Annotated in this window: 17 protein-coding genes and 1 pseudogene; 8 read left to right on the top strand and 10 right to left on the bottom strand. The window is 41.7% G+C overall.

Going from position 1 to position 23,388, the window contains the following annotated elements:
- Positions 1-11: 11 nt before the first annotated feature.
- The 4 genes and pseudogenes from HMPREF3208_RS02580 to HMPREF3208_RS02565 form a co-directional block, all read right to left on the bottom strand.
- Positions 12-128, bottom strand: a pseudogene (locus tag HMPREF3208_RS02580) (dephospho-CoA kinase); the annotation flags it as partial.
- 55 nt (positions 129-183) lie between these two features.
- Positions 184-708 (bottom strand): GNAT family N-acetyltransferase, encoded by a 525-nt coding sequence (locus tag HMPREF3208_RS02575; protein WP_064347078.1) that lies wholly within the window; start codon positions 706-708, stop codon positions 184-186.
- Between the two features lie 75 nt (positions 709-783).
- Positions 784-2,286, bottom strand: coding sequence for a 30S ribosomal protein S1 (gene rpsA / locus HMPREF3208_RS02570; RefSeq protein WP_004135961.1), 1,503 nt, complete (start codon positions 2,284-2,286; stop codon positions 784-786).
- A gap of 144 nt (positions 2,287-2,430) precedes the next feature.
- Entirely contained in the window at positions 2,431-3,315 is an 885-nt protein-coding gene (locus HMPREF3208_RS02565) for a bifunctional methylenetetrahydrofolate dehydrogenase/methenyltetrahydrofolate cyclohydrolase (protein ID WP_064347076.1), read from the bottom strand.
- Positions 3,316-3,444: 129 nt separating this feature from the next.
- Between HMPREF3208_RS02565 and HMPREF3208_RS02560 the strand changes: the two genes are divergently transcribed.
- Complete coding sequence (locus HMPREF3208_RS02560) at positions 3,445-4,500, top strand: metal ABC transporter solute-binding protein, Zn/Mn family (protein WP_064347115.1); 1,056 nt, start codon at positions 3,445-3,447, stop codon at positions 4,498-4,500.
- A 124-nt stretch (positions 4,501-4,624) separates the two neighbouring features.
- Here HMPREF3208_RS02560 and HMPREF3208_RS02555 read toward each other — a convergent pair whose 3' ends face one another.
- Positions 4,625-5,221 carry a CarD family transcriptional regulator gene (locus tag HMPREF3208_RS02555; RefSeq protein ID WP_196488954.1) on the bottom strand — a complete coding sequence of 199 codons (597 nt, stop codon included), beginning with the start codon at positions 5,219-5,221 and terminating at the stop codon, positions 4,625-4,627.
- A 134-nt stretch (positions 5,222-5,355) separates the two neighbouring features.
- On the opposite strand from HMPREF3208_RS02555, the gene glgB reads away from it, so the two are divergent.
- From glgB to HMPREF3208_RS02540, 3 genes are all read left to right on the top strand, one after another.
- Complete coding sequence (glgB, locus tag HMPREF3208_RS02550; RefSeq protein ID WP_032814587.1) at positions 5,356-7,629, top strand: 1,4-alpha-glucan branching protein GlgB; 2,274 nt, start codon at positions 5,356-5,358, stop codon at positions 7,627-7,629.
- A 21-nt stretch (positions 7,630-7,650) separates the two neighbouring features.
- On the top strand, positions 7,651-8,403 hold the full coding sequence (locus HMPREF3208_RS02545) for a response regulator transcription factor (protein WP_016636542.1): 753 nt from the start codon (positions 7,651-7,653) through the stop codon (positions 8,401-8,403).
- A gap of 94 nt (positions 8,404-8,497) precedes the next feature.
- Positions 8,498-9,598, top strand: coding sequence for a sensor histidine kinase (locus HMPREF3208_RS02540; protein ID WP_064347071.1), 1,101 nt, complete (start codon positions 8,498-8,500; stop codon positions 9,596-9,598).
- Between the two features lie 7 nt (positions 9,599-9,605).
- Here HMPREF3208_RS02540 and HMPREF3208_RS02535 read toward each other — a convergent pair whose 3' ends face one another.
- A complete protein-coding gene (locus tag HMPREF3208_RS02535) occupies positions 9,606-10,550 on the bottom strand; it encodes a ComF family protein (protein WP_016636544.1) in 945 nt (314 codons plus the stop codon).
- A gap of 111 nt (positions 10,551-10,661) precedes the next feature.
- Positions 10,662-11,483, bottom strand: coding sequence for an HAD hydrolase family protein (locus HMPREF3208_RS02530; protein WP_016636545.1), 822 nt, complete (start codon positions 11,481-11,483; stop codon positions 10,662-10,664).
- Between the two features lie 121 nt (positions 11,484-11,604).
- Between HMPREF3208_RS02530 and HMPREF3208_RS02525 the strand changes: the two genes are divergently transcribed.
- Positions 11,605-12,033 (top strand): metallopeptidase family protein, encoded by a 429-nt coding sequence (locus HMPREF3208_RS02525; RefSeq protein ID WP_081091160.1) that lies wholly within the window; start codon positions 11,605-11,607, stop codon positions 12,031-12,033.
- Positions 12,034-12,036: 3 nt separating this feature from the next.
- Here HMPREF3208_RS02525 and HMPREF3208_RS02520 read toward each other — a convergent pair whose 3' ends face one another.
- From HMPREF3208_RS02520 to HMPREF3208_RS02510, 3 genes are read right to left on the bottom strand one after another with little or no spacing between them, the layout of a single operon-like run.
- Entirely contained in the window at positions 12,037-12,996 is a 960-nt protein-coding gene (locus HMPREF3208_RS02520; RefSeq protein ID WP_064347069.1) for a nucleoside hydrolase, read from the bottom strand.
- A gap of 57 nt (positions 12,997-13,053) precedes the next feature.
- A complete protein-coding gene (locus HMPREF3208_RS02515) occupies positions 13,054-14,640 on the bottom strand; it encodes a DUF5719 family protein (RefSeq protein ID WP_064347067.1) in 1,587 nt (528 codons plus the stop codon).
- Positions 14,627-18,031 carry a glycosyltransferase family 2 protein gene (locus tag HMPREF3208_RS02510; protein WP_016636549.1) on the bottom strand — a complete coding sequence of 1,135 codons (3,405 nt, stop codon included), beginning with the start codon at positions 18,029-18,031 and terminating at the stop codon, positions 14,627-14,629. Before HMPREF3208_RS02510 ends, HMPREF3208_RS02515 begins: the two co-directional genes overlap by 14 nt.
- A gap of 384 nt (positions 18,032-18,415) precedes the next feature.
- On the opposite strand from HMPREF3208_RS02510, the gene HMPREF3208_RS02505 reads away from it, so the two are divergent.
- The 3 genes from HMPREF3208_RS02505 (at position 18,416) to HMPREF3208_RS02495 (ending at position 23,287) form a co-directional block, all read left to right on the top strand.
- Positions 18,416-19,843, top strand: coding sequence for an LCP family protein (locus HMPREF3208_RS02505; RefSeq protein ID WP_032814590.1), 1,428 nt, complete (start codon positions 18,416-18,418; stop codon positions 19,841-19,843).
- An 83-nt stretch (positions 19,844-19,926) separates the two neighbouring features.
- Entirely contained in the window at positions 19,927-21,243 is a 1,317-nt protein-coding gene (locus tag HMPREF3208_RS02500; protein ID WP_064347066.1) for an LCP family protein, read from the top strand.
- A 112-nt stretch (positions 21,244-21,355) separates the two neighbouring features.
- On the top strand, positions 21,356-23,287 hold the full coding sequence (locus HMPREF3208_RS02495) for an FtsK/SpoIIIE domain-containing protein (protein ID WP_064347064.1): 1,932 nt from the start codon (positions 21,356-21,358) through the stop codon (positions 23,285-23,287).
- Positions 23,288-23,388: the final 101 nt, after the last annotated feature.

Raw genomic sequence — 23,388 nt, 5'->3', positions numbered from 1 at the left:
TAGATGCTTCATTTACGCGCTAAAACATCGTAATCTATAACAAACACGCCAAGCGAATGCAAATGGTTTACTACTGTAGATTTTCCGGCTGCAATTCCGCCCGCTACAGCAATACGCATCATTGTCATATTTTGATTATAAACGATATATTTCTCACAATAGCGTAAATTTTCATTGACCCTACTAAAACTTCTTATATAGTACGCAGTAAATAGGCCCGTAATAGGATTTCCAATTATCGGTTAATAAACTGTATCCAAGCTTGTTATAAAAATCTAAAGCAACAGCATTGTTATCTTTTTTTGTAGATAAAATTATCGTTTTATATAATTCAAGATTTTCGACTTTCTTCATAAGCGCACTACCCACACCTAAATGTTGAAATTCGGTGTCTACAAACAACTCATTTAGCTCTAAGCTTTGATTGAACCAATCATAATTTTCTGATAAAAATGGTTTAATTTGATGCGCATACCAATTATCTTGTAATAATTCTATGCCACATAAAACACCAATAATACGATTATTCATCGTAGCAACAAGTAAAAGCGCACTATTGTTATATTTCAAACTATCTAATATGCGTTCACGAACATTATCTATACGATCTAGTTCTTTAGGGAATGCTTTTAGATATAAATCTAAAATTATATTCATATTATCTTTGGCTTCTAAATAATCTAATTTTTTAATTTCAATATTCTTCATAAAAACCCTTTTATTACGCAAGATGCCCCGATGATCACTCACCGGGGCATCTTGTTCATACGCTTTTAGTAGAAACTACTTCTTTTCACTCAAAAGCTGTTCGCGCAAAGCTGCGAGCTGATCGGAATCAGCTAAAGCACCTTCGTTAGAAGCCTCAGAAGAATAGTTGGAAGCAACTTCTTCCTTCTTCTCTTCCTTAGCTGGCTTCTTTTCAGCTTCTTCGCTCTGGCCGTCAGCGGCAGCAGATTCAGCTGCAGCTGCGAGTTCCTTAGCAGCGAATGCCTTGTGTTCTTCCCAAAGCTCGTGAGCTGCAGCATACTGAGCTTCCCACTCTTCGCGCTGCTGCTCGTAGCCAGCCATCCACTCATTAGTGTTTGGATCGAAGCCTTCTGGGTACTTGTAGTTACCTTCAGCATCATATTCAGCTGGCATGCCGTAGAGAGCTGGATCGAAATCTTCAGAATTTGGATCGACAGCTTCAGTAGCTTGCTTCAAGGAGAGGGAGATACGACGACGATCAAGATCAACGTCGATAACCTTCACGAATACTTCTTCGTTAGCCTTAACGACAGTTTCTGGGTTCTCTACGTGACGGTTTGCAAGCTCAGAAATGTGAACCAAGCCCTCAATACCATCTTCAACGGAGATGAACACACCGAACTGAACGATCTTGGTGACCTTGCCCTTAACAACCTGTCCAGGAACATGGGTGCGAGCGAAGCGCTGCCATGGATCTTCCTGAGTTGCCTTAAGGGAAAGGGAAATACGTTCGCGATCGAGATCAACGTCGAGAACTTCAACGGTAACCTTATCGCCAACCTTAACAACCTCAGATGGGTGATCGATGTGCTTCCAGGAAAGCTCAGACACGTGAATGAGGCCGTCAACGCCGCCGAGGTCAACAAATGCGCCGAAGTTTACGATAGAAGACACAACGCCTTCGCGAATCTGACCCTTCTTAAGCTGCGAGAGGAAGGTCTCGCGAACTTCAGACTGGGTTTCCTCAAGGAACTGACGACGAGAAAGCACAACGTTGTTGCGGTTCTTATCGAGCTCAAGAATCTTAGCCTTAATCTTCTGGCCAATGTATGGGGAAAGATCGCGAACGCGACGCATTTCAACGAGGGAAGCTGGCAAGAAGCCACGAAGACCGATATCAACAATCAAGCCGCCCTTAACAGCTTCAATAACGGTACCTTCAACGATGCCGTCTGCATCCTTAATCTTCTCGATGTCACCCCAAGCACGCTCATACTGTGCACGCTTCTTGGAGAGAATAAGACGTCCTTCCTTGTCTTCCTTAGTAACAACAAGGGCTTCAATGGTGTCGCCAACTTCGACAACATCATCTGGATCAACGTCTTTCTTGATGGAAAGTTCACGGGAAGGAATTACACCTTCAGTCTTGTAGCCGATGTCCAACAATACTTCGTCGTGATCAATCTTTACGACGGTACCTTCAACTAAATCGCCATCATCAAAATTCTTGATGGTTGAATCGACTGCCTTGATGAAGTCTTCTTCGGTGCCAATATCATTAATCGCAACCTTAGCGACTTCGTTATTATTCTCTGCCATTATTTATTAGTGGTTTCTTCTTGGGGTGGATATTACTCGATATTAAATTATGCTCTTATGTTCACATGCGTATGATGCACATGCTCTGTCAATGTTATATACAGGCATAGCCAAAATTACTGTTTTACTTCGGGCGTGTTGCACTCATTGCTTATCAAGTGTTCGCTCAGCCATATCAACGACATTCGCTAACAGCATCGCACGAGTCATAGGTCCTACCCCACCCGGGTTTGGAGAATATGCTCCAGCAATTTCGCGACAAGTTGGATCAACATCACCTTTTACACGGTATCTGCCAACTTCTTCATCAAAAACTCGCGATACACCAACGTCAACAAGAACTGCACCCGGCTTAACATCTTCTGGCTTAACAAAGCCGGCACAGCCCATCGCGGCAATTATCACATCAGAACGACGCATAATCTCTTGCACATTCCGCGTACGAGTATGACACAAGGTGACAGTTGCATCTACTCCTCTACGAGTTAAAAGAAGACCGATGGTGCGACCAACTGTAATTCCGCGACCAAGCACACAAATATCTTTTCCAGAAAGGTTAATGCCATATTCATCTAGTAAAGCTAAAATTCCACGCGGTGTACACGGCAAAGGTGTTGTAATATTTCCAGAAATATGCGTAACAAGTTCACCTAAATTATAAGGATGCATACCATCACAATCCTTTGCAGGATCAATCGAAGCAATAACTTTTTGAGTATCAATACCTTTAGGCAAAGGAAGTTGCACAATAAAACCAGTACAAAGAGGATCATTATTTAATTTCTCTACTGCTGCAAGAACTTCATCTTCAGTTGCATCCTCAGATAGATCACATCGAATAGAACGAATCCCCACTTCTTCACAATCACGATGTTTGCCAGCAACATATTTTAACGAACCTGGATCCTTACCAACTAATAGTGTACCCAAACCTGGCTCAATACCACGCTTACGCAATGCTGCTACTCGTATTGCCAAGTCTTCTTTAATTTTAGATGCTAAAGCTTTACCATCCAACACAATAGTCATAAATTATTCCTCCCAACTCGCACAATTCGTAAGGATAGGCTATCGTGAGGTATAGAAGTATCTATATCGATTAGCAACTAGCAATGGCGCGTGCGGCTGATGCGCCATTATTACGAGAGGACTGCAGCAATGCGTACTATTACCTATGCAATGAAAAGACTCGGAAGAACCGTCATGACATGTTGTATTGCATCTGCAGTACTACTAGGATTTTCTGCTTGCGGACAGCAAACAATAGAAAAACCTAAAGAAAAACCTAAAGCGATTGCGCCGATTGCTGTAGTATCTACAGTAGATACTTGGGGTAGCTTAGCTCAAGAAATTGGCGGAGATGATATCAAAGTTGATTCCATTATGACTGGAGCAAATAGTGATATTACAGCGTTCAAACCCCATGCAAAAGATTTACAGAATATGCAAAATGCACAGGTAGTTATCACTAATGGCGCAGGCTATGATGACTGGGCTACCAAAACACACCCAAAGAAAGCTGAAATTATCAGCGCTGCAGCAACTGTAGGAGCATTAAATGGTGATAACCCATACTTCTGGTTCTCTCACGACGCTCGAGAGGCAATGGCTTCTGCAATGGCGGATACTTTTTCTAAAGTACGACCTCATAAAAAGAACGTTTTTAATCAACGATTAGCACAATGGCAACAACGCGAAAAGAAGTTAACCACTGTTCTGAGTGACTTTTCAAAAGAATATGGTAATGCCCAATATGCTTCCACATCCCCTATTTTATTCTGGCTTATGTCTGATTTAAATGTGAAAGATAGTACCCCAAAAGAATATGCCGATGCAGTAAGCAACAATAATGAACCACAACATTCAAGCATCGAAGAATTCCAAAAACTTATTGAAGATCGTAAAGTTGATGTATTAATTAGCGATAGTCAACAAGGCAACGACATACTTAATTTACTTAATGGCATTGCGGGACGTAGCTATACATCTACAGTGCGAGTTAGTGAGCTTATGCCAAAATATGCTAATCGTCTTGATCAGTGGATTATGAAGATTTGCGATGATCTTCAAAACGCATTACAAGCAACAAAAGATATGCGCAAAGACATTGACGAGCAGGAATCTCAAAAGAAACCAATTACTAAGAAACCAAATGTAGCGAAAAATACTGATCCAAAAAACTCTAATGAAGGACAACAAGATCCTGGTAAATAAATTCGATTACCAATAACATAAAAAATCTCTTGCAGCAAAATGCAAGAGATTTTTTATTAACGACACAGAGAACAGCAAAAACAAATATCAAATATCCTAAACTGTTGTTTTAGAATAATCCCGTTTATTTCTTTCTTGATTTCTTATTACGCTCTGCCAACAACGCTAAAGTGCGATTTGCTGGTTCTTCAGGAACAACAGTATGGTGCTTTTCATCACCTGACCGTGGTTTTTGATAGCCAAGATTCACATCAAGAAGTCGCTCAGCTTCAGATTCGTTAATTTTTTCTGATAGCGCGATCTCAGAAATTAAAATACTGCGAGCACGAGCAAGCATGCGCTTCTCCCCTGCTGAAAGACCATGCTCATCCACATCGCGCTGCGACAAATCACGAACTACTTCCGCAATATTGTTAACATCGCCTGTAGCAATTTTCTCTACATTCAACTTGTAACGACGCGACCAATTCATTTCTTTTTCAATAATAGGTGTACGCAAAATCTCAAAAACTTTTGCAACTTCCTGAGCTCCAACGATGTCTCGTACACCTACTTTTTTCACATTATCAACTGGAACATTAATTTCCAAACCATCAGAAGATAACACTACTAAGCGTAAATATTGACGAGTGACGCCTTTGACGGTTCGCTCACTGATTTCTTCAACACGAGCCGCACCATGACGAGGATAGACGACCATATCGCCGACTTGATATTCCACAGAACCCTCCGAACACACAGAAAAACTCATTTCAGTTTCCCATAAGGGCACGACTTGGAAAAACTTTCATAATTTTTTCACAATACTGCGAAACACACGCGACTTATATGCACAAAGCATGTATGATAGACAGCATGAGTACAGTTACTAACATCAATGAAGATGCACTCGCAGTCCCAGTCCGCCAGGATGTGTTGGCTGCGGTGAGCAATGCAGAGTATTACAATCCACACGAGGTTCTCGGTGGGCATCTTGGCACTGGTAAAAGTGCTAACACTGTAACCGTCCGCGTTTTACGCCCAATGGCCAAAAAAGTTGTGATTCTCACTAAGAATGGTGAATATGAAGCAACTCATGAATATAATGGCATTTTCACAGCAGTTATTCCTGCAGTAAAACATGCTAAAGCTAAGACTTGGTCAGTGCCAAGTTATCGCGTATATACAGTAGAAATTGATGGCTCCGAATCCACTGATGATGATCCATACCGCTATTTGCCGCAAGTTGGCGAGCTTGACATGTATCTCTTTGGCGAAGGACGTCATGAGCGACTTTGGGAAGCACTCGGTGCACATGTTAAGACAATCACAGACACGTGGGGACTTGTTTCACCTACAACAGGTAAAATGGTGAAGAAGGTAACCGGCACAGCTTTCTCTGTGTGGGCTCCTAACGCTCGTGCAGTTCGTGTGGTTGGTAACTTCAATTATTGGAATGGTCGTCGTCATGCGATGCGCTCACTTGGTTCTTCCGGCATTTGGGAACTTTTCATTCCGGGCGTTACGGCTGGCGAAGTATACAAATATGAAATTCTTACTCAGTCTGGTAATTGGATTATGAAGGCTGATCCAATGGAACGCTCGCATGAAGTTCCGCCAAATACCGGATCCGTTGTTGTTGATTCTGAGTTCAAGTGGCACGATACTGACTGGATGGAGAAGCGTGCCAAGACTGACGCTCATAATGGTCCAATTAGTATTTACGAAGTGCAAGCTAATAGCTGGAATCGTGATTTAGGAAATTATCGCGAACTTGCAGATAAGTTGGTTGATTATGTGCAGAAGGAAGGCTTTACTCACGTTGAGTTTATGCCACTTACGCAATACCCGTTCTCTGGATCATGGGGCTATCAGGTTACAGGCTACTATGCAGTAGATTCTCGTCTAGGCTCCCCTGATGATTTTAAGTACTTGGTAGATAAGCTCCACAAAGCAGGTATCGGTGTCATCATGGACTGGGTGCCAGCTCACTTCCCTAAGGACGACTTCGCTCTTGGACGCTTTGATGGCACAGCATTATATGAGGATCCTGATCCTATGCGAGGTGAACATCCAGATTGGGGTACTTATATCTTTAACTTTGGTCGTCACGAAGTTCGCAACTTCTTGGTTGCTAATGCTTGCTTCTGGCTTGACGAATATCATGTTGATGCATTGCGCGTTGACGCAGTATCTTCCATGCTGTACTTGGATTACAGCCGTGAAGCAGGACAGTGGAGACCAAACATCTACGGTGGACGCGAAAATCTTGAAGCAATTGACTTCATTAAAGAAGCAAACGCAACAGCATACAAGAACAATCCTGGCATCATGATGATTGCTGAGGAATCCACCGCTTATCAAGGTGTGACTGCACCAACTGATATGGGCGGCTTAGGCTTTGGCTTGAAGTGGAACATGGGCTGGATGCACGACACTTTGCAATACCTTAAGGAAGAACCAATTAACCGTCGTTGGCATCATAATGAGATTACATTCTCTATGGTTTATGCATATTCTGAGCATTATGTGTTGCCATTAAGCCATGATGAGGTTGTGTATGGTAAAGGCTCACTGCTCGGCAAGATGCCAGGCGACGAATGGCAACAGTTCGCAGGATTACGTGCATTACTTGCATACCAGTGGTCTCATCCAGGCAAGAACTTACTGTTCATGGGTGGCGAAATCGGACAGTCCAGTGAATGGAACTTCAATACTTCGCTTAACTGGAATGAGCTGCAATGGCCGTTCCATCAGGGCGTGCAAAAGCTTGTTGCGGATTTGAATGCTCTATACAAGAGTTCTAGAGCTTTCTGGAGTCAAGACTTTACTCCTGATGGATTCCAGTGGCTTACTAGTGATGACTCTGATCACAACACCTTAAGCTACATACGTATTGGTGATGACGGTGAGGAAATCGTTGTAGTAGTGAACTTCTCTGGTCAGGCTTGGCAAGATTATCAAGTTGCATTGCCAAAGGGTGGCAAGTGGGAAGAAATACTCACTACAGATGATGCAAAGTATTGCGGATCTGATATTCATAATGGCACATTCACTGCCACTGCTGAAGAATATCATTCTCGTCCATACTCGGCAAAGATTACTGTGCCAGCATTGGGAGCAGTGTTCTTGAAACCAGTACAGCACTGAAAGGTCTATTCAAAGAAAATTATGCTAAAAACTCCATCAGCTAGCGTTGTTCGTCGAACCATTCTTGTGGTTGAAGATGAACCAGATCTTGCTACGGCTATCGCACAGCGTATTACTGCACAAGGCTGGTCTGCGCGCGTCGCTGCTGATGGAGTATCTGCTGTCAAAGCTGCTGAACAACTACAACCTGATCTTGTTATTATGGATATCATGCTTCCCATTATGGATGGAATCGAAGCTACGCGTCGAATTATTGCTAAACGACCTGTACCTGTTCTTATGCTAACAGCTCGCGACGCAGAAGCAGATAAAATTGTAGGCTTAAGTGCAGGAGCAGATGACTATATGACTAAGCCATTTTCTCCTCGCGAATTAATAGCCCGTTGTGCAGCACTTTTGCGTAGAGTAGAACGAGCAACACAGATTGCCAAGACTACGGAAAATGAGAAAGCACTTGATTTTGGTGCGCTCGTTATTAAACCTCGCCAACGCTTAGTGACGTTGCACAATGAGGAGATACATTTTACTCCGACTGAGTTTGATTTGCTTGCAATGCTTGCACGTCATCCACACACAGTTTTCAAGCGCGAAGCACTACTCGCTGAAGTGTGGGATTGGCCAGACGCTTCGGGCACACGCACTGTCGATTCCCATATTAAGTCATTACGCCATAAAATCGGCTCTGAATGGATTCGCACAGCACATGGTATTGGATATGCGTTTGAACCACCAATGAGTGATTATGATGAAGTTTTGCATTCACAAGTTGTATAGTGCTTGCAAAATTTCTTATACTGTTACGCAATACAACATTACCTCATAAAACATTTTTCAAAGTTTCACAAATCTTGTATATATAGCAACTGTCATGTTACATAAAACTTCTAACTCATACTCAGAGCATCAATTTAAAAAACAAAATACAAAAACACATTCAGAACATCGTTATCCTCATCGTCCTGTTGGATTTTTTTCATCACTAAAAATTGAGCTTTCAGCGATTATCGTTTTTGCAACTGCCATCGCATTCGTCATGGCCTGGTTTTTGTTGAAGACTGGCTTGAATGGTTGGATTGCTATGCCTTTAACACTTGTCGTAGCTTTAGGTATTACATACCTTTTCTCGCGCGGACTTACTGCACCTCTGAGGCAAATGAAAAATGCAGCGGAAACAATGGCTGAAGGTGATTATTCTGTACGAGTAGCTATAGAAAATCGTCGTGATGAGGTTGGCAAACTCACACTTGCTTTTAATGAAATGGCAGAAGAGCTTGAACATGCCGATCAGATGCGACGCGAACTCATAGCCAATGTTAGTCATGAGTTACGCACACCAGTATCCGCTTTACAAGCAATGCTCGAAAATCTTGCGGATGGAGCAACAGAGCCAACACCAGCCAACATGGAGGTTATTTTAAACCAAACGCATAAACTTGCTGATCTTATTACTTTCCTTCTTGACCTCTCACGCGTAGAAGCAGGAGCAGCAAGTCTTAATATCACCTCATTTAATTTTGCAGAATTTCTTGATGAAATCATTGAACCACTCGAACTAGCTGATGCGGGTCATAATCATCAGATTACCATTCATATTGACAACAATATTATGCTAACTGGAGATCGGGGAAGACTCTCACAACTCTTTACTAACGTTATCACTAATGCGCTGAAACATTCAAAAGATGGAACTCACGTGCTTATTAGTGCTCATATTAATCACAGTCAAAATACAGTAGTTAGTAATGTGATAAATTTTGGTGAACAAATTCCTCAAGAAGCAAGAGCAGATATTTTTCGCAGATTCGTTAAAGGCAATCAGCATATGGGCACAGAATCTGGTGGTACAGGCTTAGGATTATCAATCGCACGCTGGGCTGCACAACTTCATGATGGAACCGTAAAAGTAGTAGACGACAAACGTGGACCAAACTTTGAAATTACACTCCCTTTGAATTACAACAAGATATGAGCATAATTTAATAAACATAATTTTTTGTATCGTCTTCGCAAGAACGCACACATGCTAACGAAAAAGCAGCCAAAACATTTAACTTAGCATGCTGCAACGCTACTGCACAGCTACTCATAGTAGACCCTGTAGTAACAATATCATCGATGAGAATAACACTGTGCGAGACATTTTGTTTTGCGCGCAATTTTTGTAGAACTCGATAATTTACTGTAAATGCATGTGACGCTCTACGTGATCTACCACGAGAACCTGCAGTTTGCACTGACTTTGCTGTAACACGAGCATTCATACACAGTATATTGGCTGCACAAGCGGCAATACCATTGTTACTCAGATTTTGTGCGACCATGCGCGCTATTGGCTGCATATGATTTCGACCTCGATAACGTATTGAAGACTTTGAAGATGGTACCGGAACAACTAATATAAACTTGTTGCAATCATGAGAAAATGTGGTATCGAAAGAATTATCGATTCCCTCATTCCTATTATTTATAGTGTCACGTTGCTGCATAATTTTACGTATAACTTTTATAACCAAATCAGCAAGTAGTGCAGCAAATGCATTATCACATGCTATATCGCCATGATCTTTCCACTGCAATATTGCTCGCCTTACAGCATGCTCATATAAACCACATGCATACCTATTACCACATACTGCGGCAGTAAACGAAGCACACTGCCAACACTGTAAAGCACGAACACATCTTGTGCATAATACAGCATCAACAGCATCACACCCTGCACAACCACGAGGAAATAACATACTCCACCATGCACGAACTACACTGTCGTAAGATGCAGCATGCCAACTATCTATACAATCTAACACATTCCCAAATTTCAATTTACGAACACCAGCGTGGCGTGTAACTCCCCCATTACACGCCACGCTTATTTGCTGTTTACTATGAGAGCATGTTACTGCTTTGCGTCTCCCAACCATACTGACAGCATAAAAGCAAAACAACACAGTCACAAATAAAAAACACTCTTGTGGTTAAAAGCTATGCAAAATTTATATTTATGATTAAAGACGCAAGTGCAATATAAAACTTTATTTATGAAAATGCGTAAGCACATTATTACAAAGCTTTAACGTATCTGTCGGACTAGTCACATGTACAGCTAATGCACCAGTAAAAGCTGTTGGATAATCATTACCACCAGGCGTCATGCGATCACCAATAAAAGTAATACGTTCAATAGCAAAATCACCATATTGGGCTAGCATACGCAACGCTTGTGCTTTGTCATCGCCACGTCTATATACGTCCACACTGGTATCGCCACCTGCTCGCACAGCAAACTCTGGCAACGCTAAGGCAATACTTTGCGCAAGTTTTGCTTTTAGCACACCAGTAGGATCCCAAGCTTTTTTATATTCAATCGGGGCAAGCTGACCCAAAGCCGAAAAAGTAATTTGACTACCGCGATGCTCAATCTGATTACCCCACAGCATTGGATCGCCAGACTCTTTCCAAACACCCATGTGTTTGGCACACTGTTGTATAGCAGCAATTACACATCGCGTTTGTTCTGCATTGATACGATGCTCATAAACACAGTGCAACATCTTATGAGAATCAATACGATAGTAACTTGTGCCGTTTGTTGGCATAATATGAAGATGATTAAGCTGAGTACCTGGCAGTAACATATCCAAAATTTGACTTTGTACTAGCGATAAACAACCACCAGTAATGATTGCCACAGGCAACTCATTCATAAGATTGCTTAAAGATTCAGCCATAGGCAAAAGCATGGGTTTCCTAGAACATGCTAACGTATTATCTAAGTCAAAACCAATAAGTGATGATTGTGCAATACGTAAGTCAAGAGCACACTCATTCCAATCATGAATTATTGGTTTGAGCATTGCCGCTCCTCCTTGACTTGTACGCTACGTATCTAGTATCACATAGTGTGCTTATATTTCACACGCCGTAAAACACAAACTTGTTTATTTGATTGCCCTAGCCTTCACCTACAGTGGAAATATGACAGATGTAATTTGGGAACAACGACATTACCGAAACCGTCACGGTAGAGGATTACGAGCACCAATATTTGGAACACGACTTCCACAATATAGAACAGCAAGCGGAATGTTTGATGCTATGGTAGCAGCTCAAATTCGTCGTCTTCATGGTGCATGGAGAGCACTAACAAAAGATATACAATTTGCAGTAGAAGATGTGCCACCATCACAACCAGTATTGTGGGAGCGCAATCGTCGGATTATGTCGCAAGTCTTTCCAGCAAGTCGCGGCATCCCACCTCGTATTGTTTTGTATCGTTTACCATTATGCACTCACGTAAGTAGTCGCACTGAACTTCAATACGCTATCCGCGACGAGCTTGTGCAAAGACTTGCAGAATTATACGGACGTAGACCTGAAGAAATCGACCCCGATTGGGGAATGTAAGCATTATTCTCCCAAACTTTTCACGCCTAACATAGCATACATGTACTGCTTATAAAGCATCGGATTAAGTTTACTGCATATTCGCACGTTTGCTTTTTTGCCAGTACAATGATCAACATCAACAATAACAGCACCATAACTCGGTCCTTGTGTAATATCGACTTCGCAATAGTATGGTTCACACGCTGCAATACATGCCGGATATAATGCAACTGCAACAGCCGAAGGATCAGCCATGTCAAGATATGCGTCACCGAAGCGGCCGATATTCATTTGCATAAGTTCTCTATTGCAATCAATAACAAATTGTCCTAAAGAACCACTCTTACGAATCATAGAGATTTCTTGCGGACTTAACATACAATCACCCAAACAAGCATCCCAACCAACCAACGTAATATGAGGCAACCCCGACTCAATCACTATTTTCGCAGCCTCAGGATCTTGCCAAATATTAAACTCTGCAACTGGTGTAACATTACCCCTGCCAAGACCAGCAGATCCCATAATGATAAGATTACCAACTTTACGCATTGCATCCTCATCAAGACGCAAAGCAAGCGCAATATTCGTTAATGGCCCTAACGTAATAATGTCGATTTCACCATCATCACTATTACGAAGTAAGTCAAGCATCTTGAGCACACCACTACCGCTTGAAATCTTAAGTTTCTGCGGCACTAGCCCAATATCCCCCAAACCATCGCGACCATGTGTTTCATGAGCAAACGCAAGATCTCGCACTAACATTTTGCGACTACCACAATATACTGCTGGCGCATAAGTATCTGCATATTCAATCGTCGTCAACGTATTTATAGTAGCCTGATTCATGCTTACATTGCCTGCGACAGTAGAAAACATAAGTATCTCGTAATTACTATCACGCAACGCCATAGCAATCGCCATAGCATCATCAGAACCACAATCTGTATCTATAATAATTTTTTTACGATTAGTCATATAAACTCTTACTAATAATATACGATTATTTTTGTAACAAGTTCTTTATTACAATATTTAATGCACAATATGATGATTACTGCTGACATATACTTGCATCTGTTGTGGCTCTAAAGACTGTGAATCAAGCCATGCAACACCAGCAACATCAGACTTTTCTACTTCACTTTTACTAATGCGTGCAGAAAAAGTAATGTTATTATGCGATTGTACTGTAAACATTACAGCACCGCGTGATACGTCTACAGCAGGAATAGAAACTACTGCATGAGATGGAACTGTAATACGTTTTGCGTCAACTAAAACACCTGATGCATCAAAACCTTGTAATAGCACAGATGAATCATGATCGTTGGCTGAAGCCAGATACAACGTTGTTTCATCAGCAGTTACTGGCGAAACAATAGCACTACTGCCCTGCGAGCGCGATGCACTAATAAAAGCAACATCGGCCTGACCATCTTTACCTTCACGCGTAATTGATGCCATAGCAGCTACTGGAGTACTACCTGTTACACTCAGAGCATGAACATGTTCAGGCACTTTCCCAAGATCAATAACTTGTAAATGACGAGACTTCAATGACAATTCTTTAATCGTTTGAACGCCAGATTCATTCATCCAGGAAAGTGTTACATTGCCATCTTTATGGGGCCATACATACACTTTTGTTTGGTCACCCTCACTGATACCAGAAAGAATATTAGTATGTGATTGTGAGTTTAACGCACGGATAATATCGACCCCTCTTACTGTCAATCCACGCATATGTATTACCTTCACAAAAGCAGCTACTGGCGTTTGTTCACTTTCAACTTGTACGTATAATCCTCCAGATCTTGGCGCTGCAGCAGCAAGATCAAAATAAGCATGTGAGTGAGCAGGTACCGTAAAAGCACTGCCTGTAGAAAAAGTTAATGGTGTACTACCGTGCTGAGCAGACCATGCACGAACGCGAACTACCGTTGGTTTAGCAGCGGAATTAAATGCTTCCAAACGGAGAGAAGTGCCTTCGCTGGCTTCTGGAACCAAAAAAGTTTGTTTCATTACTGGTATGGAACAAGTAGTAGCAGCCAAGCCTCGCACGTCTCCTTTCGTAGCCCATGAAATCATTGATGCAGCTATACCAGTCCCAGATGCCACTCTAGATAAACGTCCTTCTAAAACTTGAGCATCATGATTAACATCGTGATCAGCGATAAGCGCTGAAGAATCTGTATCAGACGCTTGCGTATTCAATATCAATGACTGATCATCAGCATCTTGTACATTGTGCACACTAGCACGATACACATCACCAAAAGCTCCATAACGAGCAAAAGATTGCAAGTCCCCTTCTGATTCGTTATATTGACTATCACCATACTGCGATAGATCTGGTAACGATAAGCGAATAGGACACACTGATTGCAGACGAGTCGCGCCAACATTACGAGCAACACTACTGGACGGATTGTGCGCATTATCAGCAAAGTGTGGCATAGCGCCGCATACTGTTACAATGCAAGCAACAGTAAGTAACAATACAGCACTTAAAGTAGCGAGTGTTGCGACTCCCACAATTTTGTGTTGCTGCTTAATATCTACTTCTGAAGGCAATTCACCATGTTTTGAACCTTCATGAGGATGTTTACGCCAGTTCATCAAATTCCTCCTGACGCTGATTATCAGAACGTTCAAGTACTGCATATCGCCCAAAGCGCGGAACAGCAACTAAACAGTATATCAACAGCACCATTGCCAAAGAAAACACCCATGGGATTCTCCATGACAATGGACGTGAACGATAATATGACGACGTTGATGCTAATGACTTTGCGTCTGGCATGCCATCAAATCGACAATATGTACCTTGAGGTAAAGAAACCACTAACTGTGTACCTTCTGACGCATTTACATGTGCTATTAATCGATCTGTAGCTTCTTTATTAACCATACTTGCAGGTTGCGCTACAGGACGAAGCAGTTGTTGTATTGACATGGTATTTACGGAATTCGTTGGCAATTTAGTAGAACCATTAACAATATAAATGCCACCAATTCCAAGTTGCTTCAGTGCAGCTATAGCACCATTATCTGCATGAGATAACAGTTGAGCTGCTGCACGAGATACTACTTTATCAGTTACAGGTTCACCAAACATTATTTGCTTTACACGAAGTGCAGGAGATTCATCGATAGCATCTCCTCGAGATGTTCGCATAACGGCAATTGCTAATTTATGAGCACTCTGCGCCTGTAAAGCAAGTACACGATGAGTATCCGCTTTATGTAAATAATCTGACACAACCATCGGTAGACCATCATTACTTGCCATAATAGACGTGGCTGGTCCACTGAGCACAGCAAAAAGACCCAGCAATACTGCCATAGTCAACATACCGCTGGCAAGCACAGCACGTGTCACTCGAATTACATGTTGCATTAATTTAGCTGCGGAACGCCGCATAGCAGCACGTTTATCGATACGAGTTTGATAATTTTCAACAGTTTCAGACTCTGATTTTTGCACAACACGAAGAGGTTCAAAACGACGAACAGCTTGTCCAGCAACCATACACATGCATGACAAAACACCTAAGGTTGACAATGCTACTCCTGGTAAAGTACTCGCTGCTACAGGGCCAGTAATATCAGCTGCTACTACAATGCGCACAGCAATGAGCGTCAACAACATGCCACTAATAATTACAACCCACATCATACGTGAAACACGCAAAGCAAAAGGCAAAGCTAATGCCGAAACTGCCATAACTCCTGCGAGAACAGCAAACACTACCATGATTATTGTTCGCAAACTCATCAAAGGCATAGCGCTTGCAACATGAGGTGAAGCCATATTAAACGCTTGCAATAATGCATCAATATAATTTTGTACACGTGGTGCACCTTGAACACTACGCAAAGGCAATGCCATACTAGAAAATATTTGACGCCACATACCGGAATTTCCATAACGAATAGCACTACCTATAGTTGGAAGTAACACCACAATTGATGGAATTGGCATAAGTACGAACATAAGACGATGCGAACGTACCATAATAAGAGATGCAACAAAAATAATGATAAGCGGAAGTAAAAGTTGCGGTTCTGCTGCCACTGGAACCATAAAACATAGTGCAGCGCAAGCGGCGCTCTGAACAGAAGGAACAGGACGTACAGGATCTTCTGTTACATACATTCCAACTGCATGGAACGCAAAGGCAAATGCAGCAGGCAGAAATACCATAGTCATAAGCATTGGTAAATCACCACGAGCAAACAAACCAAAGGCTATGGCAATCATAGTCCAACAAATGCCAGCACAAACACGAACCGTATCGGAACGAGTAAATACACCTGCGAGCGCCCAAAAGCTCATACACATGGCAGGCGCTGCAAAAAAGAACATAAGTGTAACAGCTAATACTGGTTTAGCACCCGTTATAGCTGATGCCAACAACCAAACACTCAGCCAAGGTGTAGGAGGTAGCGCAGGGCCAAAACCATTGTCAGGAGTCCATGCACCGATAGCAGCATTCCATAATTGATGAAAATCTGCGCCGGTTGGTAACCACTGCTGCGCGTACAGCGATGCACCGCCTAAAACTTCACGCCACGGCGCACCATATAAGTGCAATATGACAGCAAATAACAATAATGCTGCAAGAACAACCGCACTCCAACGTCGTAATACGCGAACATGTAAATGGGTTCTTGCTAGAGGACTTAGTAATACATAATGTTGCTGAGATTGTAATGCTATACTGCGATCACGCCAACGAGCAATCTGTTTGCGATCCGCTACCAACGAAGTCAGTCGTTTGAGAGAAACACGAGTGTTACGCGCTACTCTACGACGCGCAAACATAGCATGAGGCAATTGCATAATAGCAAGCCAAGGAAGTAGCAACCGCACTACAGCAGCATAAGGATGCTTCACAAACAAAGAATGCAAAGCGCTCACTAAAGCCGCTGGCAAACTGCAAACCCAAACAATAGGCCACAAAAACATACGTATATCAGTATACCGGTAACGCTGTTTTGCAATAAGAGCAGGAGCTACACCATGTTGAAAACCAGCTTTTTCGTTACTTCTAGCTTCTCCATTGCGCGTACGTAGCCCTTCTAAACGTGCGCGTCGATGAGCGATACGAGCAGACGGAACCACTACTACACGACCGCCTGATAAGCATACGCGGCGACAAAAATCTCTTGATTCACCAAATGTAGTCATCCAAGATTGAGTTCCACGTAAGGTTTGCCAAGCCGATAGTGTAACTAATGCGCCAGCAAGAGATACCGCAAAAACATCACCTCGACCATCATATTGCTCTTGATCAACCTCGCCGTCAACCGTGAGTGTATGCACAGTATGCTTCCATGCATACATACCAACATTATGTAGAACAGTATCTTGCCAATCAACTTGTTTAGCACCTAGTACCGATGCGGTTGGCGTATTACGCCAAGTTTCACGCAAAGCTTCCAAACAATGCGAGTCAGCCGGTCTAGAATCATCATGCAGAAGCCATAATGACGAGACTCCTGCACATGGTAAAAGCTGTTTCAAAGCCTTTTCAATAGCATCACCAAACGAACGCGCTGATGATACTGGAACAATAACTATGCGCAATGGCTTGTGTTCAAAATTATCATCAAACTGGGCATGTGACTCATATGGAGCGCTACTATCACGGTAATCATTTGAAACATTTAAATCATTATGATGAATAGCGTCCAAAGAAGGCAGAGATGATAATCTCGAATCAAGCATTCCCGAAAACAAGTTCGAATTAAGACGCACTTGCATCGTTGTTTGCATGATTTGATGGACTCTGTTTGCACAGTCGACTACAACTAATGTTCCAGGAAGAACCGACTGATTCAATACTGCCTTCAATGTCTCAGTATAGAAACGAGTATCTCTTTCCACGCACATCATCGCCATAATAGAAGAATCTATTTCATGTGGACGAGCTGATTTTGCTGTAGAAAGCACCTGTAAAACTTCGTTTTCAAATGCACCAGTATAAGCAGTAGTTGAATCCATACTTACCAGTGTACGCAAGGGGTAGGTATCCGCCGCAACACAAACCACTATTTTTTAAAAAACTTATTCAAAAATGTATTTAAATTTCACACATGTTTAATAAGCAAACACTAAACTAGTACGAATATTACAATTCGTTATTGTTGTCGCGACTTCATAAATGAAAAATTTATCAAAATTTATCAACTTGATGAATTAAAAATCTACAATCTTTTGTTCTCAACAATGATTACCAACATAAGGCACGCAAAGCGTTAAATCTCAATGCCTTACACTACAATAGCTCGTTATATGTGCTTACTGGAATATAGCTTTATTTCTTGCGCATAAAATTAGCATTACAGCAGCATACAGAGTCTTTCTCCTATTGCGAAAGAAGGCACGATGGCAACTTCGCGGTATCCTGAAGATGTACGGTACCAATCGGGTAATTGGAATTCCGCTACTCCGCGTCATAGCTTCGGTTATCGTATGATTAACCGCACGCGCAAGATACTGTGTATAGTTATCATTTCAGTACTCACCTTCTTTTTGACAATTATGGCTGCTACGTGGTTAGATTTTTCTTCAACTGTAAGCAGTCGTGTTATCAGCGTAATTTCCCGAGATAAACAGGCACGCCAAACCCTAGACGTTAATGCAGGAAAACCTGTAACTTTTCTCGTTTTAGGTCAAGATTCACGCGATGGCAATAATCGAAGCTTTACTCACGATAGCGAAACAGGCGATCATCAATCTGACACCACCATGGTAGTGCAAATTAGTGCTGACAGATCATATATGAATATCGTTTCTATTCCACGCGATTCCATGGTCAATGCTCCTGCTTGCGACACTACAAAAGGTCGCATTCCAGCACGCCAACACGTTATGTTTAACTCAATTTTCGCTAGCGGATACGCACAAGGCGGAGATTTAGCTTCAGCAGCGTCATGTTCCTTGAAAGCGGTTAATGCACTTACTGGCTTAAATATTCATCATTTTATTGTCACTGATTTTAGTGGATTAAGCAATATGATTGATGCTATTGGCGGCGTATCTTTATGTATTCCAACTGCTACACGAGATACGTATACAGGCGTGAATTTTAAACAAGGCATGCAGCATTTAGATGGTCGTCTTGCTACACAATACGCACGTATGCGACACGATACCGCAAGTGACGGTTCCGATATTATGCGCACTACTAGGCAGCAATATCTTATTAAACAGCTTTTGCATCAAGCACTATCTAAGAATTTATTTACCCAAACTGGAGAACTTTATCAGCTTGCTAAATCAGCATTAGGTGCTTTGAGTATCAGCGAAGGATTAGCTGATCCGAGCACTCTAGTTGGTCTTGCGCTCAGTATGCGCAAATTAAATACTTCTCATATTTATGCGCAAACAATTCCTGTTGTTCCAGATGCGTATGATCCAAATCGCGTTGTATGGTCCGATGAAGCAGACAATATTTGGAAAAGAATGCGCGAGAATAAGCCACTCTTTTTGCAAGCTACAAATAAAAACAAAAAAAGTACTAACAATAATTCCAAAAATACTAATCAGACTGATGATATTGATGACGACAATACCAGCGTAAGTGAAAACGATAAATTAAACAAAATAAATACGCAGACTACGCATGTAGGTTCAATTAATCCTAAAACAGGGTTAGCTAAAAATGCTCAAGGACAACTTATCGATCCAAACACTGGTGGAATTGTAAATCCTACTAATGGAACTATTCACGATCCACAAACTGGACAATATGTTGGTATTGCAGATCGGTATGTTAATAATGTATTGTGCGCTGTACCTCGAAATAAATGAGGTAATATAAGTAACATGAGTGCTGTAGATTTACAGTACTCATTATTTCGTTGTAATAACTATGAAGCGCATTGGGAGGATGCATGAATTCGCAATCGCACAAGGACTTTTCTGAAGATAGCACAAATCCGCCAATCTTCAATCCTTCGCACACTAACGATTCGTCTCTTACCAACGTTCCCCCAAGCTTCATACCAACACACACAAAACAAGCGAAAACTACTGAACATCATCCCAGTACAACACAGGCACCTTCCTTTGCACCTCAAACGCAACGAAAACAAGTAAGAACATCAAATCAGTTTTATACACAACAGCCTGTTACTTACGCACCACATCAGCAGCAACCAAAACAGGTACGACGAATACACCCAGCACCACATATCCACGCTTCCATGGCATTGAACAATGTCGCAGAAGCTGCTGCACAAATGCCAGTCAAAAAGTCGCACAGGTTCCTCCATGTTTTCTTAGCACTGCTCACAATACTCGTAATAACATGCATGGGATTAGGCGTATACTCGTGGCATTGGGTAGATTCCCGCATGAATCGCACATCATGGCTTACGAATACACCAAGCACCCAAGGAACTGCTTGGCTTATTCTCGGTTCTGATCAGCGTGAAGGTGAAGAAGCTAAAGAAATTACCGGTTTTAGAACTGATACTATTCTTGTACTCACGAAGCCAAGCAACGGTCACAGTTCTCTCATTTCCATTCCTCGCGATTCACTTATTTCCTTCAATGGTGAACATATGAAAATTAACAGCGTAGCTCAGTTTGCCGGAAATAAAGCACTAACTTCAGTAGTTGAATCCATTACTGGTCACAGAATCGATCACGTTGCAGAAATACGTTTTAATGGTCTTACCAATGTTGTTAACGCACTCGATGGAATCGATTTATGCTACAACCGCACAGTAAGTGATAGATTTAGCGGATTACATTGGACCTCTGGCTGTCATCATGTTGATGGTGCCACAGCACTAGCATTTTCACGCATGCGTTATGCAGATCCACAGTCCGATTTTGGTCGTGCTGCACGTCAACGCATGGTTATTGCAGCAATTATGAAAAAAGCTTTAGCACGCGATACGATTACAAATTTGGGGAAAATAAAAAAACTTGCCAAAGCAGGCTTAAGCTCAGTTTTACTTGACGAAAAATCTAATCCTGGTACTCTGTGGGAAATGGCTCAAGCTTTTAGAGAAGCAACAGGTTCACAAGGCGTATCTGGCACAATATATTGGACAAACCCTGATTATCAAGTGCCAGGAGTCGGTTCATCTGTGTTGCTTGACGATGCTAAAAATCTAGATTTGTTCAATCAGCTTGCAGCAGGAACACATAAACCAGGTGCTGTTGGAACACTTGCTGAATTACAAAATACTGCGTTCTGACACGCACTTGTCTATAAAATATAGCTAAGCTGCATACTCCGCCGCTTTATCTTTTAACCACAAGTTCATGCAACTCTTGTTATGAGTAAGCAAATATTGTCATTATACAATTATGCGCAAAGAATCTCATACAACGATAACTACCACCAAAGTACTCATGTACGTACAACTTGCAGCAAGTATTGTACCTATACTAGCTCATATTGCATTAGCAATAATGGCTTGGATGCAAAACAATTGGATGATGCTGGCAATGATTGTTCCAAGCATTATGATGTATGTAACAAGTTTAGTACCACAAATTTTGCAATACTTAACACAACAGCAGAACACACAAAACGCAGAACAAAACCAGCAAATTACACAAGAACCCTACTCTTCTGCAGCTAATTTTTCTTATGAACAAGCATCTGAAGAAAATCTACCAGATAATCTTACACCAGTAAGTTTAGAAACATTATTGATGAATAGAAACGCAGCTTGTACAGCACAACCACCTTGGAAAACGGTACTATACACTTGGTTAAAAAATATAACAACAAATTGCGCACAGAACACACTAGAATCAGCAAATCAATATATAACTTCACACGCATCTTTGCCTAGTACTAAACAAAAGCACCTTATTGCACCACTGGGCGTAAGTAACAATGGTTACTGCTACATGGATTTAATTAACAATGGTCCACATGCGTTAGTAGCAGGAACTACAGGATCAGGCAAATCCGTATTGCTTACAACTTGGTGTTTAGCATTAGCATTCCAGTATGCTCCAGAACAATTACATTTTGTTTTCATGGATTTTAAAGGTGGCGCAACTTTCGATGCCCTGTCAACTCTGCCACACACTGTAGGAAACGTTGGCGATCTAAACTTACGTCACGCAACTAGAGCCCTGCGAGGACTAGAATTAGAATTAGATAGGCGCGAACGCTTAGTTGCGCAACAAGGCTGTCACAATATTTCACAAGTTATTCCAGCAGAACCTTCATTGCTTATTGTTATAGACGAATTTCATGCTTTAAAAGATCAACTTCCTGACTACATGCCACGTCTTATACGCATTGCTTCCGTAGGTAGATCTCTAGGCATGCATATTATTGCTGGAACGCAAAATCCGTTAGGTCAAGTGAGCGCAGATATGAAAGCTAATATTGCTATTAATATTTGCTTACGCGTGAGAGACGGAATGCAATCTCAAGAATTACTAGGCACATCGCAAGCTTCTCACATAAGCCCCCATACCCCAGGAAGTGCCTACTACAATATTGGAGAGGGAGTAACTTCACTACGATGTGCTCAAAGTCAAAACCCTCGACGATTGGTGCGCGCTATACAATTGGCAGGAAGGTTCTGTCATCATGAATATTCACCAACATTATTTAGCGCTCCATTACCATCTCTACTCTCTATAGAACAACTTAAGCAATATGATCATAAAACTGACGATAATAAAATAAAAGTAGCAACTCATCAACAAACACGTATAACGAATCCATTAGCACAAGCTGTTGTTATTGGTTTGCAGGATGACAGCATTCATTTATCTCCAGCATTCTTACCACTGCATTTAGGAAACGTAGCTATTATTGGAGGACGTCAACAAGGTAAAAGCACAATACTGCGCATAATTTCACAAGCTCTACAAGTGCCAGTATATTCTGGCACAACATTAACAGCTCAAAATGTAGCATGTGTTCAACATAATGTTTCACCATTGCTCATTGATGATGCAGATGAATTGCTTAATCCGCTTAATGCTGATCAGCAGGCGATTGCTTTTCAAGAACAATTGCAGAATAGTTACTTTCCTATTGTTTTTAGCACGAATACTGCACGCAATTTACGATTGCCAGAACAAGCACCAGTTCGCATCATATTCCCCACTGGTGATGTTGGAATGGATACTATGCTTGGCATACCCACAGCATTATCAAAAACTCTTGATGCACAAGACTACCAACTCCCAGGACGCTGTGTCATTATTGCTCCAGGGGCAGCAAATTTAGTACAAGTAGTATGGCCTAACGATTGCAGAAAATAAAAAATCTTAATAAAGATGCAAAATACCTTGAAAAAATCACATATTCATGCTTTCCTTACATTCAGGTAGACTTCTTAAGTGCACCTCCGTAAGGTATAAGA

It is taken from the genome of Gardnerella vaginalis, assembly GCF_001546485.1.
Classification (GTDB): Bacteria; Actinomycetota; Actinomycetes; order Actinomycetales; family Bifidobacteriaceae; genus Bifidobacterium; species Bifidobacterium vaginale_D.
Note: the sequence above shows the minus strand (reverse complement) of the source record. Positions and strands in the feature narration are given on the sequence as shown.